Raw genomic sequence first — 18815 nt, 5'->3', positions numbered from 1 at the left:
TCAGCGACTACTAGGACATGCCGACGACCACCTTCGAGGTCGGAGACTACGACTTCGCGGTCGAACCGTGGGGGCCGATAAAGCGCCGCGTCGTCGTCCGCGGCCCGGAACGGGAGGGGGGCGGGCGCGACGAGGCGACGTTGCTGTTCGCCGCCGACCGGTCGGAGACGGGCGTCGCGTACCACGTGGACGAGGAGGGGCGCGGCACCGCGGTTTGGGCGTACTTCGACGCCGAGGACTACGAGGACGTGATTCACGTCTTGGAGACGGGGACGCCGCCGTACCTCCACTACGGGTACACCAGCGGAACGGGAACGACGCGGACGCTGTACTTCGTCTCCGTCGAGACGTCCGCGAGAGTCCCCGGCGCCGGCGACGACCCGGACGGCGGCGGGAGGAGAGAGGATATCGAACGGTCGCTCCCGATGGGCGCGTACGACCCCGAGGAGTCGATGGACCTCGTGGACGACGACTCGGCGGACGCGGAGGCGTTCGACAGGATAGACGGGCGGAACGCGAACTGATTAGTCGAGCTCGCGGGCCAGAACGTCCCGCAGATCGGCGATTTCGGCGGCCTCGTACGTCAGCGTCTCGTCGCCGACCGAGAGGGTGAGGCGGCCGTCGCCGGTCGCCTCGCCGAGCGTTTCGACCGGCGCGACGCCGTCGAACGCCTCGCGAACGGCGTCGGCGTCCGTCGTCTCTATCACGGCGCGGCCGGGCGTCTCGTCGAACAGTGCGAGGGTCGAATCGACGGCGGCGTCCGCGCCCGCCTCCGCGGTGACCATCTCGGCCAGAGAGACGGCGAGGCCGCCGTGGCTCACGTCGTGGACCGCGAGCGTCGAGTCGAGGTCGGCGACCGACGCGAGGGTCGCGACCGTCTCGAACCCGTTCTCGGGAAGGGTCGGGAAGGCGTCCGAGCCACCCCGTTGTGCGAGGTACTCCGACCCGCCGAGTGCGCCGCCCGCCTCGCCGACGACGAGGAGTTCGCCCTCGTCCGAGAGCGAGAGGGGCGGGGCGTCGTACCCGGCTTTCGTCCCGACCATCGCCAGCGTCGGCGTCGGCGGAATCGGGCCGGAGACGGAGTCGTTGTACAGCGAGACGTTGCCGCCGACGACCGGCACCGAGAGGTCCCGGCACATGTCGGCGAGGCCGTCCACGATGCCCTCGAACCCGCCGTACACCTCGGGCTTCTCGGGGTTCCCGCCGTTGAGGCAGTCCACCGCGGCGAGGGGCGTCGCGCCCTTCGCGGCGAGGTTGGTCGCGTTCTCCAACGCGACGGCGCGCGCGCCCTCGTACGGCGCGCACGTCGTCCAGTTGGGGTTCGCGCCCGAGGAGATGGCGACGCCGGTTCCGGCCTCCCGCACCGCGACGACGGCGGCGTCGTCGCCCGGCCGGACGGTCGTCCGCAGACCGACCTCGTGGTCGTACTGCCGGTAGACCCACCGCTTCGACGCCGTGTTCGGGCTGGCAATGACGGACTCGAACGCCGCCGTCGGGTCGGCGTCCGGCAGGTCCCGGTCCGGCGTCTCCGGGTCAACCGAGTCCAAGTCGTTCATCGGCGCGCCCTCCGCGAGGAACTCCGGCGGCACGTCCACGACGGTTTCTCGCCCTCGCGGTTCGCTCTGTTCACCGCTCGGGTCGTCCGAGGCGCTACGCGCCTCGCTCTCGTCGAACGTGCAGACGTAGTTGCCCTCGGCGACTTCGCCGATGACCGAACAGCCGAGGTCGTACTTCTCGGCTATCTCCGCGACGCCCTCGACGTCCTCGGGGCGCACCTCGTACACCATGCGCTCTTGGGACTCCGCCAGCAGGATTTCGAGCGCGCTCATGTTCGGTTCGCGCTGGTGGACGCGGTTCAGGTCGATCCGCGCGCCGAACCCGCCCTTGGCGACGAGTTCCGAGGACGCGCCGCCGAGTCCGGCCGCGCCCAAGTCGCGGGCCGACCGGACGAGGTTCGCCTCGACGAGTTCCTCGTTGGCCTCGACGAGGAGTTTCTCCGTGTAGGGGTCGCCGACCTGTACCGCGGGGCGGTCCTCGGTTTCGGCGTCCTCCGCCAGGTCCTCGCTGGCGAACGACGCGCCGCCGAGGCCGTCCCGGCCCGTCGAGTTGCCGACGAGGACGAGTTTGTTCCCCGCCTCCTGCGCCTCGGCGGTGACGAGGCGGTCGGGGTCGAGCAAGCCGACGCAGGCGACGTTCACGAGGGGGTTGCCCTCGTAGTTCTCGTGGAAGTCCACGCTGCCCGCGACGGTGGGGACGCCGATGGCGTTGCCGTAGTCGGAGATGCCCTCGACGACGCCCTCCAAGAGGTACCGGGAGTGCTCTCGGTCGAACGCGCCGAAGTAGAGGCTGTCCGCGAGGGCGATGGGGTACGCGCCCATCGAGAGGGTGTCGCGGACGATGCCGCCGACGCCCGTCGCCGCGCCGTCGTAGGGGTCCACGTACGAGGGGTGGTTGTGGCTCTCGATGCCCATCGTCACGTACATCTCCTCGCCCTCGTCGCCGTGGACGGGGAGGGCGACCACGGCGGCGTCGTCGCCGGGGCCGACGACGACCCGTTCGCCGTCCGACGAGAAGGCCGAGAGCAGGGGCCGCGACGAACGGTACGCGCAGTGCTCGCTCCAGAGGTTCTCGAAGAGTTCCGCTTCCGCCGCCGTCGGGTCGCGCCCGAGTTCCGACGTGATGCGGTCGTAGTCCGAATCCGGCAGGCTCATTCACTTCCCTGTTCAAAGTGACCGGGTTAATGCTTTTCTGTGTGCACAGACGTGCATTACACCGCGGGGAGCGGCCGCGGCCGACGCGGACCGGGTGGCTTTTTTAGACCGGGAGAGTACGACCGGGCGTGTTACGGGTCGAGTTGCACGCTCATTCGGCGCTCTCGTACGACGGGCGCGACCCCGTCGAACTCCTCTTGGAGCAAGCGAGTGCGGTCGGATTGGACGCCCTCGCGGTCACGGACCACGACGAGATAGACGCGAGTCTCGAAGCCGCCGACATCGCCGAGGAGTACGGCCTCGTCGGCATCCCCGGGGCCGAAATCACCTCCGCGGCCGGACACGTCCTCGCGTTGGGCATCGAGGAACTGATTCCCGCCGGCCTCTCCTTCGACGAGACGCTCGACCGAATCCGACAGCAGGGCGGCACCGCCGTCGTTCCGCACCCGTTCCAGTCTTCGCGGCACGGCGTCGCGCCGCACGTCACCCGCGCGCAGCTCGCCTCGGCGGACGCCATCGAGATATACAACTCGCGGCTGTTCACCGGACTGGCGAACCGGCAGGCCGAACGGTTCGCCACGGCCCGCGGGTTGCCGATGACCGCTGGGAGCGACGCCCACATCAGCGAGATGGTCGGGCAGGCGGTGACCGAGGTGGGAACCGACACGCGCACCGCCGAGGCCATCTTGGACGCCATCGAGGCCGGACGGACGAGCGTCATCGGGAAGAAGACGCCGTGGCGCATCTCGCTCCAGCAGTTCGGCGGCGGCGTCAAGCGGCGCATCGTCCGCGGCGTCGCCGACTTCCTCTGATGTCTCGACTCCGCGGCGCGGACGAACGGACCGTCCGGGAGGCGATGGAGACGGGCGACCCCCTCCCCGGCACCGCCGGGTTCGCGGGCGAGGTGGACGGACACCTCGTCCGGGACGTTCTGGGCCGCCACCCGCTCTGTCACGAGGCGGCCGACCCCGGAACGTGGAGCTTCGACCGCCGGGACCTGGCCGACCCCGTCTCCCTCCCGGCGGGCGTCGTCCGTTCGCTCGATTCGGACGCCGACGTCGACGCCGACTCGCCGGCGAGGGGCGACGGCGACGGACCGACGTGGACGCTCCCGAACCCGGACCCGTACGCGGACCCGGAGGCGGGACTCGACGCGGTTCGGGTGGCCGTCACCGAGTCCGTCGAGTCCGTCGAGTCGGACGGTCTGGCCGTCGCCTTCTCCGGCGGCGTCGATTCCGCCGTCGTCGCCGCGGGCGTCCCCGACGCGCCGTGCTACGTCGCCGGGTTCGAGGGGAGTCACGACGTGGCTGCCGCCCGCGAGGCGGCCGCCGCGATGGACCGCGAGTTGCGCGTCGTCGAACTGACGCACGACGACCTGCGGGAGACGGTACCCGAACTCGTCTCCGTCCTCGGGCGGACGAACCCGATGGACCTCCAGATCGCCCTCCCCCTCCACCTCGTCGCCCGCCGCGCCGCCGAGGACGGGTTCGACCGCCTCGCGGTCGGACAGGGCGCGGATGAACTGTTCGGCGGGTACGCGAAGGTGCAGAAGGCCCCCGACGACCCGCGCGTCGCGGCCGACACCGTCCGCGGCGCGGCCCGCGAGATGGTGCTGACGCTCCCCGACCAGTTGGAACGGGACGTCCTCGCCCTGCGGGCGGCGGGCGTCGAACCGGTCGCGCCCCTGCTACACGACCGGGTGGTCGAGGCGGCGCTTCCGCTCCCCGGCGAGTTGCTGGTCGACGGAGAGACGCGGAAAGTCGCACTCCGCGAGACGGCGCGGGCGATGGTCCCCGAGTCCGTCGCCGCGGCGGACAAGAAGGCCGTCCAGTACGGGACGTACGCCGCGCGGGAACTCGACCGCCTCGCGCGCCGGGCGGGGTTCAAGCGGCGGATGGACGACCACGTCGAGAAGTACGTGAAGTCGCTCGTCGCCGAGGCTTAGGAGTTCTCCACGGCTTCGATGGCTTCGAGCCCTATCCGCACCGTGTCGGCGTCGAGTTCGCTCTCTCTGAGGTCCGAGGCGGTGTACCAGTCCCACAGCTCCGGGGGCGCCTCGCCGTCGGCGGGGGCTATCTCCCGGGAGTCGGCCCGCGCGAAGTAGACGTGGTCGATGTGCTGGTGTCCCACGCGGCCGTCCTCGTGGACGTTCACGTCGTACAGCATCGTGTACGCCGGTTCGGGGAGCGCCTCGCCCGCGGGCGCGTCGATCTCCGGCGTCTCGGCGACCAGCGTCGCGTCGAGGCCCGTCTCCTCTCTGACCTCGCGGAGGCCCGCCTCGTGGGGGAGTTCGTCCCTGTCGACGTGCCCGCCCGGCGGGACGCGGATGCCGAGCCTGTCGTGGCGGTGGAGGGCGGTTGCGCCGTCCGCGACGACGTACACCGTCGCGGTGAAGTGTCGAGTCGTCTCCATGCCCGTGCGTTCGCCCGCCGGGAGGTGGGTCTTGCGAAACGTCGTCGCTACGAGGGGAGACGCGATGACGACGAACGCGCCGAACGGCGCCGTCGCTCGCGGCGCGACGAACGGAAAAGAACAGCCGACGGCTTACGGCATCGAGAGCTGTTCTTCGGCTTCGAGGAGTTCGTGGTAGCGGTTGCGGATGGTGACCTCCGAGATGCTCGCCACGTCGCTCACCTGACTCTGCGTCACCTTCTCGTTCGTCAGGAGCGACGCGGCGTAGACGGCGGCGGCCGCGAGGCCGACCGGCGACTTGCCCGAGTGGACGCCCTTCTGCTTCGCGTTCTTCAGAAGCTGCCGCGCGCGGCGTTCGGACTCGTCGGAGAGGCCGAGTTCCGAGGCGAACCGCGGGACGTACTGCTCGGGGTCCGCGGGCTTTATCTGCAGCTTCAGTTCGCGGACGACGTAGCGGTACGTCCGCGCGATTTCGTCCTTCCCGACGCGCGAGACGTTGGTGATCTCGTCGAGCGAGCGGGGAGTCCCCGCCTGTCGCGCCGCCGCGTACAGCGACGCCGTCGCGACGCCCTCGATGGAGCGTCCCGGCAGCAAGTCGTCGTTGAGCGCGCGGCGGTAGATGACCGAGGCCGTCTCGCGGACGTTCTCGGGCAGGCCCAGTGCAGAGGCCATGCGGTCTATCTCGCCGAGCGCCTGCTTCAGGTTGCGCTCCTTCGAGTCGCGGGTGCGGAACCGCTCGTTCCACGTGCGGAGGCGCTGCATCTTCTCGCGTTGGCGCGAGGACAGCGACTTCCCGTACGCGTCTTTGTTCTGCCAACCGATGTTGGTCGACAGGCCCTTGTCGTGCATCATGTTCGTCGTCGGCGCGCCGACGCGGGACTTCTCGTCTTTCTCCCGGGAGTCGAACGCGCGCCACTCGGGACCGTGGTCTATCTCGTCTTCTTCGACGACGAGGCCGCACTCGTCACAGACAGTTTCACCGTGTTCGTTGTCCGTGACGAGACTCTCTGAACCGCACTCGGGGCAGCGCAGTTGCTCGTCGTCGCCCTCTTGCGTCTCCTTCTCGTTGTCACGCTCGCGCGCGCGTGCGCGCTCAGACGTGAAGCTTCGGACGCTGTCAGTCATAGTTGGGCAGAGAAACGGGCTGGAGCGTTCTCCGGTTACGACTACCCGCGGGTTTTACTTATATGTGTCGGCAGTATCCGTTCGAAATTCGGCCGAAAATTACATGGCGTCGGTACGATCGCGGGAATCAGTCGTGTTGGACACAGAACAACCAGTGTTTCATTCGGGTGAAGGGAGGAAATATTTACCAGTTCCGCCGACTCGCGTCCCGCGAACCTCCGTCGCAGTCGCCGCACTGCCGTCGTAGTAACACCGGAGGCGTCTAACTTGGGTGTCACGGCCGGTCCGTCGCCGCGGCGAGAGCGCCGACCGGTCGGCGTCGGAGCCCGCGTCTCTCGCACACCGAAACCCTTACTCCCGGCCCCCGGTTTCGCAGATACATGAGCGATACGCCCGTCGACGCCGAGGAAGTGCGGCACGTCGCCGAACTGGCGCGGGTGAACCTCGACGAGGAGGAGGTCGAGGAGTTCTCCGCGCAGTTCGCCGACATCCTCGAATACTTCGACGCCCTCGACGAGGTTCCCGAGGTGGACGCCGACTCGGACCTCGTGAACGTGATGCGACCCGACGAAGTGCAGGACAGCCTCGAACAGGAGGAGGCGCTTCGGAACGCCCCCGAGACGGAAGACGGCTTCTTCAAGGGACCGCGGGTGTCGTAGATGAGCGCGAACATCTTCATCACCGAGGAGACCATCGAGGGCGACGACGACGGCCCCCTCTCGGGTCTCACCGTCGCCGTCAAGGACAACATCAGCACCGAGGGCGTCCGCACGACGTGCGGGTCGGCGATGCTCGAAGAGTACGTCCCGCCGTACGACGCGACGGTCGTCGAACGACTGAAGGAGGCCGGCGCGACCATCGTCGGGAAGGCCAACATGGACGAGTTCGGGATGGGCGGGACGACGGAGACGTCCGCCTACGGCCCGACGAAGAACCCGGTGGACGAAGAGCGCGTCCCCGGCGGGTCCTCCGGCGGATCCGCCGCCGCCGTCGCCGCCGGCGAGGCGGACGTTGCGCTCGGGTCCGACACCGGCGGGTCGGTCCGCAACCCCGCCGCGTTCTGCGGCGTCGTCGGCCTCAAGCCGACCTACGGTCTCGTCTCCCGGTACGGCCTCGTCGCGTACGCGAACTCGTTGGAACAGATCGGCCCCATCGCCTCGAACGTCGAGGACGCCGCGAGACTGCTCGACGTCGTCGCCGGCCCCGACCCGCGGGACGGGACGACGCGGTACGACGAGGACGGCGGCCACCCGGCCGAGAACTCGGACTACGCCGCCGCCGCCGACGGCGACGCTGACGGTCTGACCGTCGGCGTCATCACGGACCTGTTGGAGGGCGCGGACGACTGCGTCGTCGAGACGTTCGAGGCGGCGCTCTCGGACCTCGAATCCCGCGGCGCGGAACTGGTGGACGTGAGCCTCGAATCGCTCGAACACGCCGTGCAGGCGTACTACGTCATCGCCACGTCGGAGGCGTCCTCGAACCTCGCGCGCTTCGACGGCGTCCGCTACGGCGTCTCCGGCGGTTACGAGGGCAACTGGAACGACGCCTTCGCCCGGTCCCGCGAGGAGGGCTTCGGCGAGGAGGTCAAGCGTCGAATCCTGCTCGGGACGTACGCGCTCTCTGCGGGCTACCACGACAAGTACTACAAGAAGGCCCAAGACGCCCGCGCGTGGATAAAGCAGGACTTCGACGCCGCGTTCGAGGAGGCGGACGTGCTGGCGACGCCGACGATGCCCGTCCTGCCTCCGCGACTCGGCGAGAGCCTCTCGGACCCGCTTCAGCTGTACCTGATGGACGCGAACACCGTCCCGGTGAACCTCGCGAACCTGCCCGCCGTCTCCGTCCCCGCGGGCGAGGCCGAGGGCCTGCCGGTCGGCCTGCAGTTGGTCGGCCCGAAGTTCGGCGAGGAGACGATCATCCGGGCCGCCTCGGCGGTCGAAGACGCACGGTCGTAGTCCGCTCGCCGCGCTCCGTTTTTGGCACCCGTCGCCGGGACGCCCTCACGTCGCCGGAGCGGTACGTTTTCAACGCGCCGCCCCGAGCGAATCGTACGAGTCGCTATGTATCTCATCATCGTCGGAGCGGGCAACATCGGCACTCCGCTCATCGAAATCGCCACGCAGGGCGGTAACGAAGTCGTCGTCGTGGAGAACGACGAGGAGAAAGCCGAGGTAGCCGCCTCCGAGTACGACTGTCTCGTCCTCAACGACGACGCGACGGAGAAGGAGACGTTGGTCGATGCGGGCGCCGACCGGGCCGACGCCCTCATCACGACGACGGACAAGGACGCGACGAACATCATGGTCTGTCTGCTCTCGAAGGAGTTGGATATCCCCGACGTCGTCTCCGTCGTCCACAACGCCGAGCACATGGACATCTACGGTCGCATCGGCGTGAACACGGTGGAGAACCCCCAACGCCTCATCGCGGAGTACCTCTATCGGGCGGTCAAGCGCCCCTCCATCGTCGATTACATGCGCATCGGCGACGAGGCGGAGGTGTTCGAGATCCGCGTCAACGACGACGCGCCCATCGCCGGCAAGAGCCTCGAAGAGGCCGCCTCCGGCGGTCTGCTCGGCGGCGACGTCCTCATCGTCGCCATCGAACGCGACGGCACGGGCGACCCCATCACTCCCCGCGGGGGGACCGTAATCGAGGGCGGTGACCTCCTCACCGTCTACTCAGCGACCGGTGCGACGGCCGAGGTGACGGACGTGTTCGGCCACTTCGAGGACCACTGATGTCGCAGTCCCGACGCAGTACCGTCGCCGGGTTGCCGGCCGACCTCGCCACCATCGCCCGCGACGTGGGGTCGCTGTTGGCGATGCAGGCGACGATGATGACCGCGACCGTCGTCGTGGCACTCGCCTTCCGCGAGTGGTACCCGGCCGTCTCGTTTCTCATCTCGGCGGGCGTGACCGCAGTCGTCGGACTCGGCGCGCGCCGGGCGTTCGCGGACGCCCCCAACCCGCGGATGAAACACGGCATGATAATCGCCGCCAGCGGATGGCTGATGACGGCGCTGTTCGGTTCGTTGCCGTTCCTGCTGACGGCGCACCTCACGCCGCCGGAGGTGTTCTCGACGTACGTGCCCGCGGGCGTCGAGTACACGGAGTCGAGTCTCGTCTACTTCAGGAACCCGCTGCACGCCCTCTTCGAGAGCATGAGCGGGTGGACCGGGAGCGGACTGACGATGGCCGTCCACGAACCGTCGCTGCCGCGGACGCTGCAGTGGTGGCGGTCGTTCATCCAGTGGGTCGGCGGCGTGGGCGTCATCGTCCTCACGACGGCCATCCTCGCGCGGCCCGGGAGCGGGAGTTACACCCTCTACCGCTCGGAGGCCCGCGAGGAGCGCATCCACCCGAGCATCATCTCCACCGTCCGGGAGGTGTGGAAGATATTCCTCCTCTACACCGCCCTCTCCATCGCGGCGCTGTTCGTCGCCATCCGCCTCTCGGAGTACGGTGCGGGGCTCCCCCTCTGGGAGGCGGCGTGGCAGGCCCTCAACCACGCGATGACGGGCCTCTCGACCGGCGGGTTCTCCGTCACCGACAACTCCATCGCCACGTACGACTCGCCGCTCATCGAGACGGTGCTGCTCCCCATCATGACGCTCGGCGCTATCGCGTTCCCCATCCACTACGCGATTCTCCGGGACCGCCAGTTCTGGCGGTTCTGGACGGACCTGCAGACGCGGTGGCTGTTCGTCGGCTTCTTCCTGGGCGTCGTCCTCCTCTCGTTGCAGAACGTCACCTCCGTCGGTGAACAGGTAGACGCATTTACCGGCACGAAGAACTGGTTCGGCGTCGCGCCCCTGCTCGGGTTCCCGACGGCCGACGCCCTCCGGGACTCGGTGTTCCAGTTCATCAGCGCCCTCACCTGCACCGGCTTTCAGTCCGCGCCCATCGGACGGTGGGCCGCGGGCGGGAAACTCATCGTCTCGGTCGCGATGGTCATCGGCGGTGCCGCCGGTTCGACCGTCGGCGGCATCAAGATAGTCCGCGCGTACACCATCGGCCGCGGCATCAAGTGGCAGTTCTCTCGCGTGTTCCTCCCCGAGAGCGCCGTCGTCAGCATCCGGATGAACGGCCGGCGACTCGACCGCACCGAGATGGACCGCGAGTTCAGCGAGGCGGCCATCGTCTCGCTGCTTTGGATCGGCCTGCTGATCGTCTCCAGCCTCGTCCTCGTCAACCTCACCCCCGCCGACTTCACGTACGCCGACGTGTTGTTCGAGGTGGCGTCGGCGCAGGGGAACGTCGGCCTCTCGACGGGCATCACCGGCCCGGGGATGCACCCGCTGGGCGAGGCGATGTTCCTGCTGAACATGTGGATCGGTCGGCTCGAAATCATCCCGGTCCTCGTGTTCCTGCGCTCCGCGCTCTACGGTCTCGAACCGTAGCGGAGCGAGGGAGGGTTCGGGGCTCGGGTCCCTTTTTCGCGGTTACCGCCGCCAGTACTCCGGCGTCAGGAGGACGAGGACGGGCAGGATCTCCAGCCGTCCGATCCACATCAGCCCGACCATGAACAGTTTGGAACTGTTCGAGAAGCCGAGGTAACTGCCCATCGGGCCGACGACGCCGAAGCCCGGACCGACGTTTCCGAGCGTCGCCGCGACGGCGCTCATCGTCTCCAGAACCGAGAGCGGTTGGCCGTAGCGGGTCGCGTCGAGGAACAGGAGCGCGACGGAGACGAAGAAGATGACGAAGTACAGCAGGGTGAACGCGTAGATGCCTCGGATGGCGCGTTCGTCGAGCGCCTGCCCGGCCAGACGGACGGGGCGAACAGCCTCGGGGTGGGCCGTCGTGAACAGTTCACGACGGACGGATTTGACGATGACGTACCAGCGGACGATTTTCACCGACCCGCCGGTCGAACCCGCCGACCCGCCGATGAACATCGCAACGAGGAGGACGTACTGCGCGGCCGGCCCCCACGTGTTGAAGTCCGTGCTCGCGTACCCCGTCGTCGTCACGATGGAGACGACCTGAAACGCCGCGTGCCGCACGGCGGGTTCGACGTTCCCGATGATGGTCTGCCGAACGCTCTCCAGATACGCCGCGTCGAACGTCTCGCCCGCGGGCACGACGGAGATGATGCCTCCGGTGAACAGGAGGAGCGAGATGAGAGCCGTGAGGACGGCCATGACGCCGACGTAGGTGCGGAACTCCGAATCCTCGACGATCCGCCCCGGATTTCCGGTGAGCGCGTGCCAGAACAGCGCGAAGTTGGTCCCGGCGGCGATCATGAAGGGGATGATTATCCACTGGGCCGCCGCGGACAACGCCTCGATGCTGCGGGCCTCCGGCGAGAACCCGCCCGTCGGCATCGTCGTCAACGCGTGGGCGACGCTGTTGTAGAACGTCAGCTGCGGGTCGATGCCGAGGAGGAAGAGCGAGTACAGGAGGATGATTTCGAGGACGGTGAAGCCGAGGTACGCCCCCCAGAGGGCGCGGGCCGTCTCGGCGATTCGCGGCGAGAGTTTCTCGATGCCGGGACCGGGAGCCTCGGCGTCCATCAGTTGCGCGCCGCCGACGGAGAGCTCCGGCAGGATGGCGACGGCGAGGACGACGATACCCATCCCGCCGAGCCACTGGGTCAGTTGCCGCCACATCATCACGCCGCGGGTGTGCACGTCGAAGGAGATCTCGCCGAGGACGGTCGCTCCGGTGGTGGTGAACCCGCTCATCGTCTCGAACAGCGCGTTCACCGGGTTGCCGAGCGTCGATTCGGGGTTGATCGGCGCGAACAACGGCGGCAGGCCGTGTGCCTCGACGAGGTACGGAATCGACCCGACGACGGCCACCGCCAACCACGTCACCGCGACCATCAGAAAGCCCTCGCGCGCCCGGAGGTCCGGATCCGGGTCGAGTCGTTCGAGTCCCGCGCCCACCGCGACGGTGACCGCGATGGTCACGACGAACGGCAGCACCGTCTCGTCGTAGACGAGAGCGACGACGAGGGGGAGACAGAGCGGGACGGCGAGATACTTGAGGACGGTCCCGACGAGGCTGAGACTGGCTCTGTAATCGACACGTAGTTTCATCAGATAGTCACCGAGGGTGCCTTCGGGTTACTCACACCGCCTGCGGCTTTAGTGTACGGAATCTCGGGCGGCCGCGAGGGGTTACAGTCTCGGCGCGACGGCGTCCACCACCTCAGTGGCGGCGAAGAGGACGACGTGGTCGCCGGGTTCGACGACGGTGTCCCCGCGCGGGGTGATGAACTCGTCTCGCCGGGTTATCGCGCCGATGACGACGCTGTTCGGGAGGTCCGCGACCGACTCCTTGATGGGCCGCCCCGCGAGGATGCTCTGTTCGTCCACCTCGATTTCGAGCACCTCGGCCTTGTTCGACTCGATGAGGGCGACGTTCTCCGCGCCGCCCTCGCGGGTGAACCGCGTTATCTCCTCCGCGACGACTTCGCGCGGGCTGACGCCGATATCGACGCCGACGGCCTCGAACAGGTCCACGTACTCGGTGGTGTCGATGACCGCGACGGTGCGTTCGACGCCGAGGCGACCGGCCAGAAGCGACACGAGGAGGTTCTTCTCGTCGGAGTCCAACGCCGCCACGAGGAGGTCGGCGTCGCCGACGTGCTCCCGTTCGAGGAAGTCCATGTCCGTCGCGTCGCTCTCCATGACGACGGTCCCGGGGAGGTCCTCGGCGAGTTTGCGCGCGCGCAGGTCGTCGCGTTCGATGAGTCGGGGGTTGAAGCCGCGTTCTTCGAGGAGGCGGGCGACGTGGTAGCCGATTTCTGACCCGCCGACGATGACCACCTCCTCCGCGGTGCCGGGCGACTCGTCCGGGGCGACCGACCGGGCGAACTCCTGGACGCTCAGCGGCGTCCCGATGACGACCACTCGGTCGCCGGGTTGGATGACCGTCTCGCCGCGCGGAATCTCGACGCTCCCGTTCCGCAGGATGGCGGCGAACGTGAGTTCGTCGAAGCGGTCGGCCTCGCGGATGGTGACGTTCGAGACGGGACTGTCCCCGTCCACCTCGAACTCGGCCATCTGGACGCGCCCGCCCGCGAAGGGGTCCACGTCGCGCGCGGCGGGGAGGCCGACGACGCGGACGATGGACTCGGCGGCGAGCAGGTTCGTACACACCATGAAGTCAATGCCGAACGCCTTCTTCGAGCGTTGCCACGTCCGCAGGTACTCCGTGTTCTTCACCCGAGCGATGGTGAACGCGTCGCTGATGGCCTTCACGGTCGAACAGACGACGATGTTCGTCTCGTCGTCGTCGGTCGACGCGATGACCATGTCCGCGTCGTCGACGCCCGCCTCTTCGAGCGTCGAGACGGCCGTCCCGTCGCCGGTGACGGCGAGGACGTCGAGCGTGTAGTTCAGATCCTCCGTTCTGTCGGGGTCGCTATCGACGACGACCACCTCGTGCGTCTCGTCGAGGTCGGCGGCGATGCTCGACCCGACTTGGCCGGCACCGACGACGACTACTCGCACGAGAGACACCTCAGGTCGTGCATGTTCATGGTTCCGAGGGGGCGGGTGATGTGCGTTTCTTTCTCTGTCGGTTGCGGGGTCACGTGTCCCGCCGTTCGACGGTCAGTTGGACCGGCCGTCGGCGGCCTTCGAGGTCCTCGACGACGCGTTCGAGAATCTCCTCGGCCTCGGACTCTATCTTCGGCGACACCTTGTCGATGACCCACCCGAGGGAGACGAACCGCGGCAGGTCAACGTTCCCCTCCGCGCTCCGGGGGTCGTAACTCACCTCGAAGTAGACCCGGCAGGCCGTCTCCGCGTACGCCGGGGCGTCGGCCGGTAGTTCGTCCAACGGTTCGACCCGCCACCGGCCGCGCGCGCGGAAGTTCTTCACTATCCTCCACTCGACGCGTTCGGGCGGGTCGAGCTCCGTCACCTCCGAGACGACGGTGTAGTCGAGTTTCCACCACGAGAACGTCAGTGCGTACCGGGTCCCCGCCGACCCGTCGCCCCGACGCGTCTCGACGCGTTCGAGGTGTTCCGAGTAGTTCGCGTACCGCGGGAAATCGACGACGAACTCGTACGCTTCCTCGGGGGGTACGTAGACGACGGTGCTGACGACAATTTCGTCCACGACCCGTCCGTTCGGGCCACGAAACCAAAGACCTGTGGGGCAGACAGTTCCCAGAACTGACTTGTATCCATACGCGAAAGTATTTGACAGAGACGCACAGAGATGCCCGCATATGGTCGGCGGAACGCTCCGGGATATTCGCGAGCACGTCGAGGCGTTGTCTGCCGAAGACGGTCCGTACGCGGTTGTCTGCGGTCGAACGGGACGAGAACCGGTGCCGGCGGCGGGCGTTCGCTTCGGCGACAGAGAGAGCGCGGCGGAGGCGGCGGAGGCGTCGTCGGAGTACCGGTCGGTCCTCCGGCGGTACGACCCGCAGGTGCAGTATCTCGAACCGTTGGTCCACGAGGTGTCCGACGGACCGGTCGGCCCCCTCGCGTCGGAGTCCGACGACGTGCGCGCGCGGTACTTCTCGTTCTGCCACGACGTGGCGGGGGCGGTGTTCGAGGCGCTGTCGGCGACGGGCCACCGCGAGGTGGAGTCGGCGACGATGGAGACGTACCTCACCCTCGCGGAGGTGGTGTCGGACCGCGACGACTTCTGTCTCACCATGCTGTGGAGCATGATGAGCGAACTCGACGTGCGCCTCGGCCCGGGCCGGCAGGCGACGGTGGTCCGGTCCGCGGCCGACATGCTCGGGTCGCCCGCCGTCGAGTCCGCCGCGAACTCCCCCGTCGAGGCCACGATGCGCCGCCTCTCCTCGTCGTCGTTCGTCGGCGACTACCGCGTCGTCCCCTGCCCCGACGGCGACGCGTGGGAGATTTCGTTCGGAGACTACGCGCTGGCGGAGCGAACCGGGCGGCTTCCGACCCTCCCGCTGGCGGTCGACCTCGTCCGCCGCGTCCCGGACCGACCCGTCCGCTTCACGGACGCGACGGCGCTGTCGGACTGCCGGTGGCGCGTCCGCGTCGAGATGGACCGCGACCCCGAGGGACTCACCAGCCTCACCGCCTCCGACGATGGCTACCTGAACGACCCCGACTACTGCCTCTGACGGCCGGCTTCTCGCCGTTCCGCTATCCGGCCGCCGACCGACGAACTGATACTGTCCGTCGAGTCACACGAACCATGGACGAACACGCGGACGACGGAACGGAGACGGACGTCATCGTCGTCGGCGGCGGCGTCGCGGGACTGACCGCGGCGACGTTCGCCGCGCGCGCGGGACTGGAGACGCTCGTCGTCACGACGGGCGAGAGCATCCTCGCGCGGAACGCCCACTTGGAGAACGTCCCGGGCTTCCCCGCGGGCGTGAACTCCCGGCTCTTCTTGGAGATGCTGACGGACCAAGCCGAACGCAACGGCGTCGAGATTCGGCGCGGGACGGTGACGGCGGTCGAACCCGCCGACGGCGAGGGCGAGGCGGAGGGCGACGACGCCGCCGAGGGCGTTCGCTTCCGCGTCCGCGCCGAGGCGGAGGGCGAGGACGTGCGCCTCGGCGCGCGGTTCGTCGTCGCCGCCTCGTGGTCGGACGCCGACTACCTCGACGGACTCGGCGTGGAGATACACGACGCGGGGAGCAAACGCTACGTCGAGACGGACGAGGGCGGCCGGACGAACGTCGAGGGCGTCTACGCCGCCGGCCGCCTCTCGGAGACGTACCACCAGACCGTCGTCGCCGCCGGCAACGGCGCGGAGGTGGGCCTAACTCTCGTCCACGACTCCGAGCGAGCGTACTACCACGACTGGGTGACGCCGGAGGGGTACTTCACCGACCGCGGGCGGGAGGTACCGCCCGGGTGCGAGGAGATAGACGCCGAGGAACGCGCCCGCCGCGAGGCGGAGTCCCGCGAGGTGATGCGAGAGTACTTCGCGGACCCCCACCCCGAACCGCAGCGAACCCACCCGAGCCTCGTCAAGGACGAACTCGGGCGACTGGACGAGGGCGCGGACGACTGAGCGGAGCGTTCACTCGAACGCGACGAGGCTCCCGAGCGTCGTGGCGGCGTAGACGCGCCCTCCCGCCAGGACGACGGCGGTCACGTCGCCCTCGACGGTTCTCCGCCACCGCGTCTCGCCCGTCGCCGCGTCGAGGGCGCGGACCGGGTTCGCCGACGCCTCGGAGTACCCCGCCACGAGGCAGATGTCGCCCGCGACGGCGACGGACCCGCCGAACTCGTCGGTGATATCGATATCGTCGCGTTCCCACGCCGTCTCGCCGGTGGCCGTCTCGACGGCTTCGACGGTTCCCTCGCCGGCGACGGCGCCGAACCGGACCGAGACGGCGAGCGATTCCGCCTCGGAGACGGCGAGTCCGACGACGGACCCGTTCGCCGACGACGTCCACCCGCCCTCGCCGTCGACGTCGAAGGCCGACAGGCTGTGGGTTCGGTCCGTCTCGGTCGTGAGGCCCCCGTCGCCGACCAGGACTCGACCGTCCGTGACGACCGGCCACGTCCCCGGCCCCGGCGAGCCTCGTTCCCACGCCGGCGACGGCCCGCCGCCGAACGGTGCGCCGAGCGGAGAGGGGCGCGAGAGGGCGTACGTCGGCCCCGGAGAGCAGACGTAGATGCGCCGTCGGCCGCGGCGGGGAAGAACCCGCCCGCGCCCCCGCGCCCGAACGTCCAACGGTGCGCCCCGCCGCCGGCGTCGCCGAGGTTCCCTCGGCGGCCCGACGGACGTCGTCCGTCGGCGTTGTCAGGCGAAACCTGACTGCTTGCCGAACCGGGTTCGGCAACGTCGAAGGCGGCGACGCCGCTGTGGGTGCCGCACAGCACTCCGTCGTCGGTCGGAAGCAGGCCGTACACGCGGGTGGTGTTGCCCTCGGGGAGGCCGGGGTGGCGCGTCTCCCAGCGCAGGCTCCCCTCGGTGTCGAACGCCCGAACCGCGGTACCGTCGGCGGTGTAGAGGGCGTCCTCGCCCACCGCCGCGACGCGGGTGATTCCGTCGGCGGGCGTCTGCCCCGCGCCGGCGGTCGTTCGTCTCGTCTCTCCCGTTTCCGGGTCGAGGAGCGTCGTCTCGGTCGGTCGGACCGCGTAGACGTTCCCGCGGGCGACGAGTATCGACTCAACGCGCCCGTCGGGACCGAACGACCGTGTCCACGCGACGGCGGGGTTCGTCGGGGGCGTCGCGCCGGGCGCGTACGCCGCGTTTCGGGCGTCGCGGCGGGCGGTTCGCCACTCGCCGGGCGGCGTCGCCGGAGCGTCGAAGGCTCGGCCGACACAGCCCGCTAGCGCGCCGATGCAGAGTGCGCCGCCGGCGCGGAGTACGTCGCGTCTGGAGGGCATCACGTCAGTCTGCCGGACGGTTCGGCATCAGTCTTCCCGTCTCCACCCGGGGTACGAGGGGTTCTTTTACCCCGCGCGGCGAACCGCACGACCATGCTCGAAGGCGTCAACGTCGCGTTGGGGGTGTCCGGAAGCATCGCCGCGGTGAAGGTGGTCGAACTGGCCCACGAACTGCGGCGGCGGGGGGCGTCCGTCCGGGGCGTGATGACCGAGAGCGCGCAGGGAATCGTCCACCCGTGGGCCGTCGAGTTCGCCACCGACGACGACGTGGTCACCGAACTCACCGGCCGCGTCGAACACGTCGAACTCTGCGGGCGCGAGGGGTGGGCGGACGTCCTCTTGCTCGCCCCGGCGACGGCGAACACCGTCGGCAAGATAGCCGCCGCGGTGGACGACACGCCCGTGACGACGTGCGCGACGACGGCCCTCGGCGCGGGCGTCCCCGTCGTCGTCGCGCCCGCGATGCACGAACCGATGTACGACCACCCCGGCGTCCTGCAGGCCATCGGTCGCGTGGAGTCGTGGGGCGTCGAGTTCGTGGACCCGAGAATCGAGGAGGGGAAGGCGAAGATAGCCGCCGAGGAGGCCATCGTCACCGGCGTCGCCCGCGCGACGACCGAACAGAGTCTCGACGGGAAAGACGTCGTCGTCACCTCCGGCGCGACGTCCGAACCCATCGACCCGGTTCGCATCCTGACGAACCGCGCCTCGGGTCGGACCGGACGGGCCGTCGCGCGCGCCTGCGCCGTCCGCGGCGCGGACGTGACGCTGGTCCACGACGGCGGCGACGTCCACTACGCCGAAACCGTCTCCGTCGAGACGAGCGCCGAGATGCTGGACGCGGTTCTGGACGCCTCGGAGGGCGCGGACGCCCTCGTCTCGGCGGCGGCCATCTCCGATTACACCGTCGAGGCGTCCGAGGAGAAACTCCGCTCCGGCGAACCGCGGACGCTCGAACTCGAACCGACGCCGAAACTCATCGACGCGGTGCGGGAGGAACACCCCGAGATGGCCATCGTCGGCTTCAAGGCCGAAACGTCGGGCGACGACGAGTCGATGGTCGAGGCGGCGCGCCGGACGGCCGACCGGGCGGGCCTCTCGTTCGTCGTCGCCAACGACGCCGGCGTGATGGGGAAAGAGGAGACGCGGACGCTGTTCGTCCGGCCCGACTCGGCGACGGAGTTCGTCGGGTCGAAGGACGAACTCGGCGCGCGCGTCGCCGAGGAACTGGCCGGCGAACTGGTGTGAGTCGTCGAAAGAGA

At 69.1% G+C, this 18815-nt stretch carries 17 protein-coding genes; 10 read left to right on the top strand and 7 right to left on the bottom strand.

Annotated features, from left to right (window positions below; translation table 11 throughout):
* Positions 1–17: 17 nt before the first annotated feature.
* Positions 18–524: a hypothetical protein gene (locus ACZ522_RS16295; protein WP_379697254.1), complete on the top strand. Its 507-nt coding sequence runs from the start codon at positions 18–20 to the stop codon at positions 522–524.
* On the opposite strand, the gene purL is transcribed toward ACZ522_RS16295, so the two are convergent.
* Positions 525–2711, bottom strand: coding sequence for a phosphoribosylformylglycinamidine synthase subunit PurL (gene purL / locus ACZ522_RS16290; RefSeq protein ID WP_379697257.1), 2187 nt, complete (start codon positions 2709–2711; stop codon positions 525–527).
* Between the two features lie 128 nt (positions 2712–2839).
* Here purL and ACZ522_RS16285 point away from each other — a divergent pair, with 128 nt between their 5' ends.
* Positions 2840–3523 (top strand): PHP domain-containing protein, encoded by a 684-nt coding sequence (locus ACZ522_RS16285; RefSeq protein ID WP_379697260.1) that lies wholly within the window; start codon positions 2840–2842, stop codon positions 3521–3523.
* On the top strand, positions 3523–4656 hold the full coding sequence (locus ACZ522_RS16280) for an asparagine synthase C-terminal domain-containing protein (protein WP_379697263.1): 1134 nt from the start codon (positions 3523–3525) through the stop codon (positions 4654–4656). Before ACZ522_RS16285 ends, ACZ522_RS16280 begins: the two co-directional genes overlap by 1 nt.
* Here the strand turns inward: ACZ522_RS16280 and ACZ522_RS16275 are convergent.
* Together ACZ522_RS16275 and ACZ522_RS16270 are read right to left on the bottom strand one after the other, a co-directional pair.
* Complete coding sequence (locus ACZ522_RS16275) at positions 4653–5123, bottom strand: NUDIX hydrolase (protein WP_379697265.1); 471 nt, start codon at positions 5121–5123, stop codon at positions 4653–4655. The two genes, ACZ522_RS16280 and ACZ522_RS16275, sit on opposite strands and share 4 nt — an antisense overlap.
* 132 nt (positions 5124–5255) lie before the next feature.
* Complete coding sequence (locus ACZ522_RS16270) at positions 5256–6248, bottom strand: transcription initiation factor IIB (RefSeq protein WP_379697267.1); 993 nt, start codon at positions 6246–6248, stop codon at positions 5256–5258.
* 380 nt (positions 6249–6628) lie between these two features.
* Between ACZ522_RS16270 and gatC the strand changes: the two genes are divergently transcribed.
* The 4 genes from gatC (at position 6629) to ACZ522_RS16250 (ending at position 10653) form a co-directional block, all read left to right on the top strand.
* The gene (gatC, locus tag ACZ522_RS16265) at positions 6629–6907 is read left to right on the top strand and encodes an Asp-tRNA(Asn)/Glu-tRNA(Gln) amidotransferase subunit GatC (protein ID WP_379697270.1); all 279 of its coding nucleotides are present in this window, start codon (positions 6629–6631) and stop codon (positions 6905–6907) included.
* Positions 6908–8206 carry an Asp-tRNA(Asn)/Glu-tRNA(Gln) amidotransferase subunit GatA gene (gatA, locus tag ACZ522_RS16260; protein ID WP_379697273.1) on the top strand — a complete coding sequence of 433 codons (1299 nt, stop codon included), beginning with the start codon at positions 6908–6910 and terminating at the stop codon, positions 8204–8206.
* 105 nt (positions 8207–8311) lie between these two features.
* Positions 8312–8992, top strand: a complete 681-nt coding sequence (locus ACZ522_RS16255) for a potassium channel family protein (protein ID WP_379697275.1) — start codon at positions 8312–8314, stop codon at positions 8990–8992.
* Complete coding sequence (locus ACZ522_RS16250) at positions 8992–10653, top strand: TrkH family potassium uptake protein (protein ID WP_379697278.1); 1662 nt, start codon at positions 8992–8994, stop codon at positions 10651–10653. Before ACZ522_RS16255 ends, ACZ522_RS16250 begins: the two co-directional genes overlap by 1 nt.
* Positions 10654–10695: 42 nt before the next feature.
* On the opposite strand, the gene ACZ522_RS16245 is transcribed toward ACZ522_RS16250, so the two are convergent.
* From ACZ522_RS16245 to ACZ522_RS16235, 3 genes are all read right to left on the bottom strand, one after another.
* Entirely contained in the window at positions 10696–12297 is a 1602-nt protein-coding gene (locus tag ACZ522_RS16245; RefSeq protein WP_379697281.1) for a TrkH family potassium uptake protein, read from the bottom strand.
* Between the two features lie 81 nt (positions 12298–12378).
* The gene (gene trkA, locus ACZ522_RS16240; RefSeq protein ID WP_379697284.1) at positions 12379–13716 is read right to left on the bottom strand and encodes a Trk system potassium transporter TrkA; all 1338 of its coding nucleotides are present in this window, start codon (positions 13714–13716) and stop codon (positions 12379–12381) included.
* A gap of 79 nt (positions 13717–13795) precedes the next feature.
* Positions 13796–14329 carry a type II toxin-antitoxin system RatA family toxin gene (locus tag ACZ522_RS16235; RefSeq protein WP_379697286.1) on the bottom strand — a complete coding sequence of 178 codons (534 nt, stop codon included), beginning with the start codon at positions 14327–14329 and terminating at the stop codon, positions 13796–13798.
* Positions 14330–14441: 112 nt separating this feature from the next.
* On the opposite strand from ACZ522_RS16235, the gene ACZ522_RS16230 reads away from it, so the two are divergent.
* Positions 14442–15320, top strand: coding sequence for a DUF7551 domain-containing protein (locus ACZ522_RS16230; RefSeq protein WP_379697289.1), 879 nt, complete (start codon positions 14442–14444; stop codon positions 15318–15320).
* 74 nt (positions 15321–15394) lie between these two features.
* Entirely contained in the window at positions 15395–16225 is an 831-nt protein-coding gene (locus ACZ522_RS16225; protein ID WP_379697292.1) for an FAD-dependent oxidoreductase, read from the top strand.
* Between the two features lie 9 nt (positions 16226–16234).
* Here ACZ522_RS16225 and ACZ522_RS16220 read toward each other — a convergent pair whose 3' ends face one another.
* Positions 16235–16894 (bottom strand): outer membrane protein assembly factor BamB family protein, encoded by a 660-nt coding sequence (locus ACZ522_RS16220; protein WP_379697295.1) that lies wholly within the window; start codon positions 16892–16894, stop codon positions 16235–16237.
* Between the two features lie 752 nt (positions 16895–17646).
* Here ACZ522_RS16220 and coaBC point away from each other — a divergent pair.
* Positions 17647–18801 carry a bifunctional phosphopantothenoylcysteine decarboxylase/phosphopantothenate--cysteine ligase CoaBC gene (coaBC, locus tag ACZ522_RS16215; protein ID WP_379697297.1) on the top strand — a complete coding sequence of 385 codons (1155 nt, stop codon included), beginning with the start codon at positions 17647–17649 and terminating at the stop codon, positions 18799–18801.
* Positions 18802–18815 lie beyond the last annotated feature (14 nt).

Source organism: Halopelagius fulvigenes (assembly GCF_055398025.1).
This window is presented reverse-complemented; position numbering and strand designations above follow the sequence as displayed.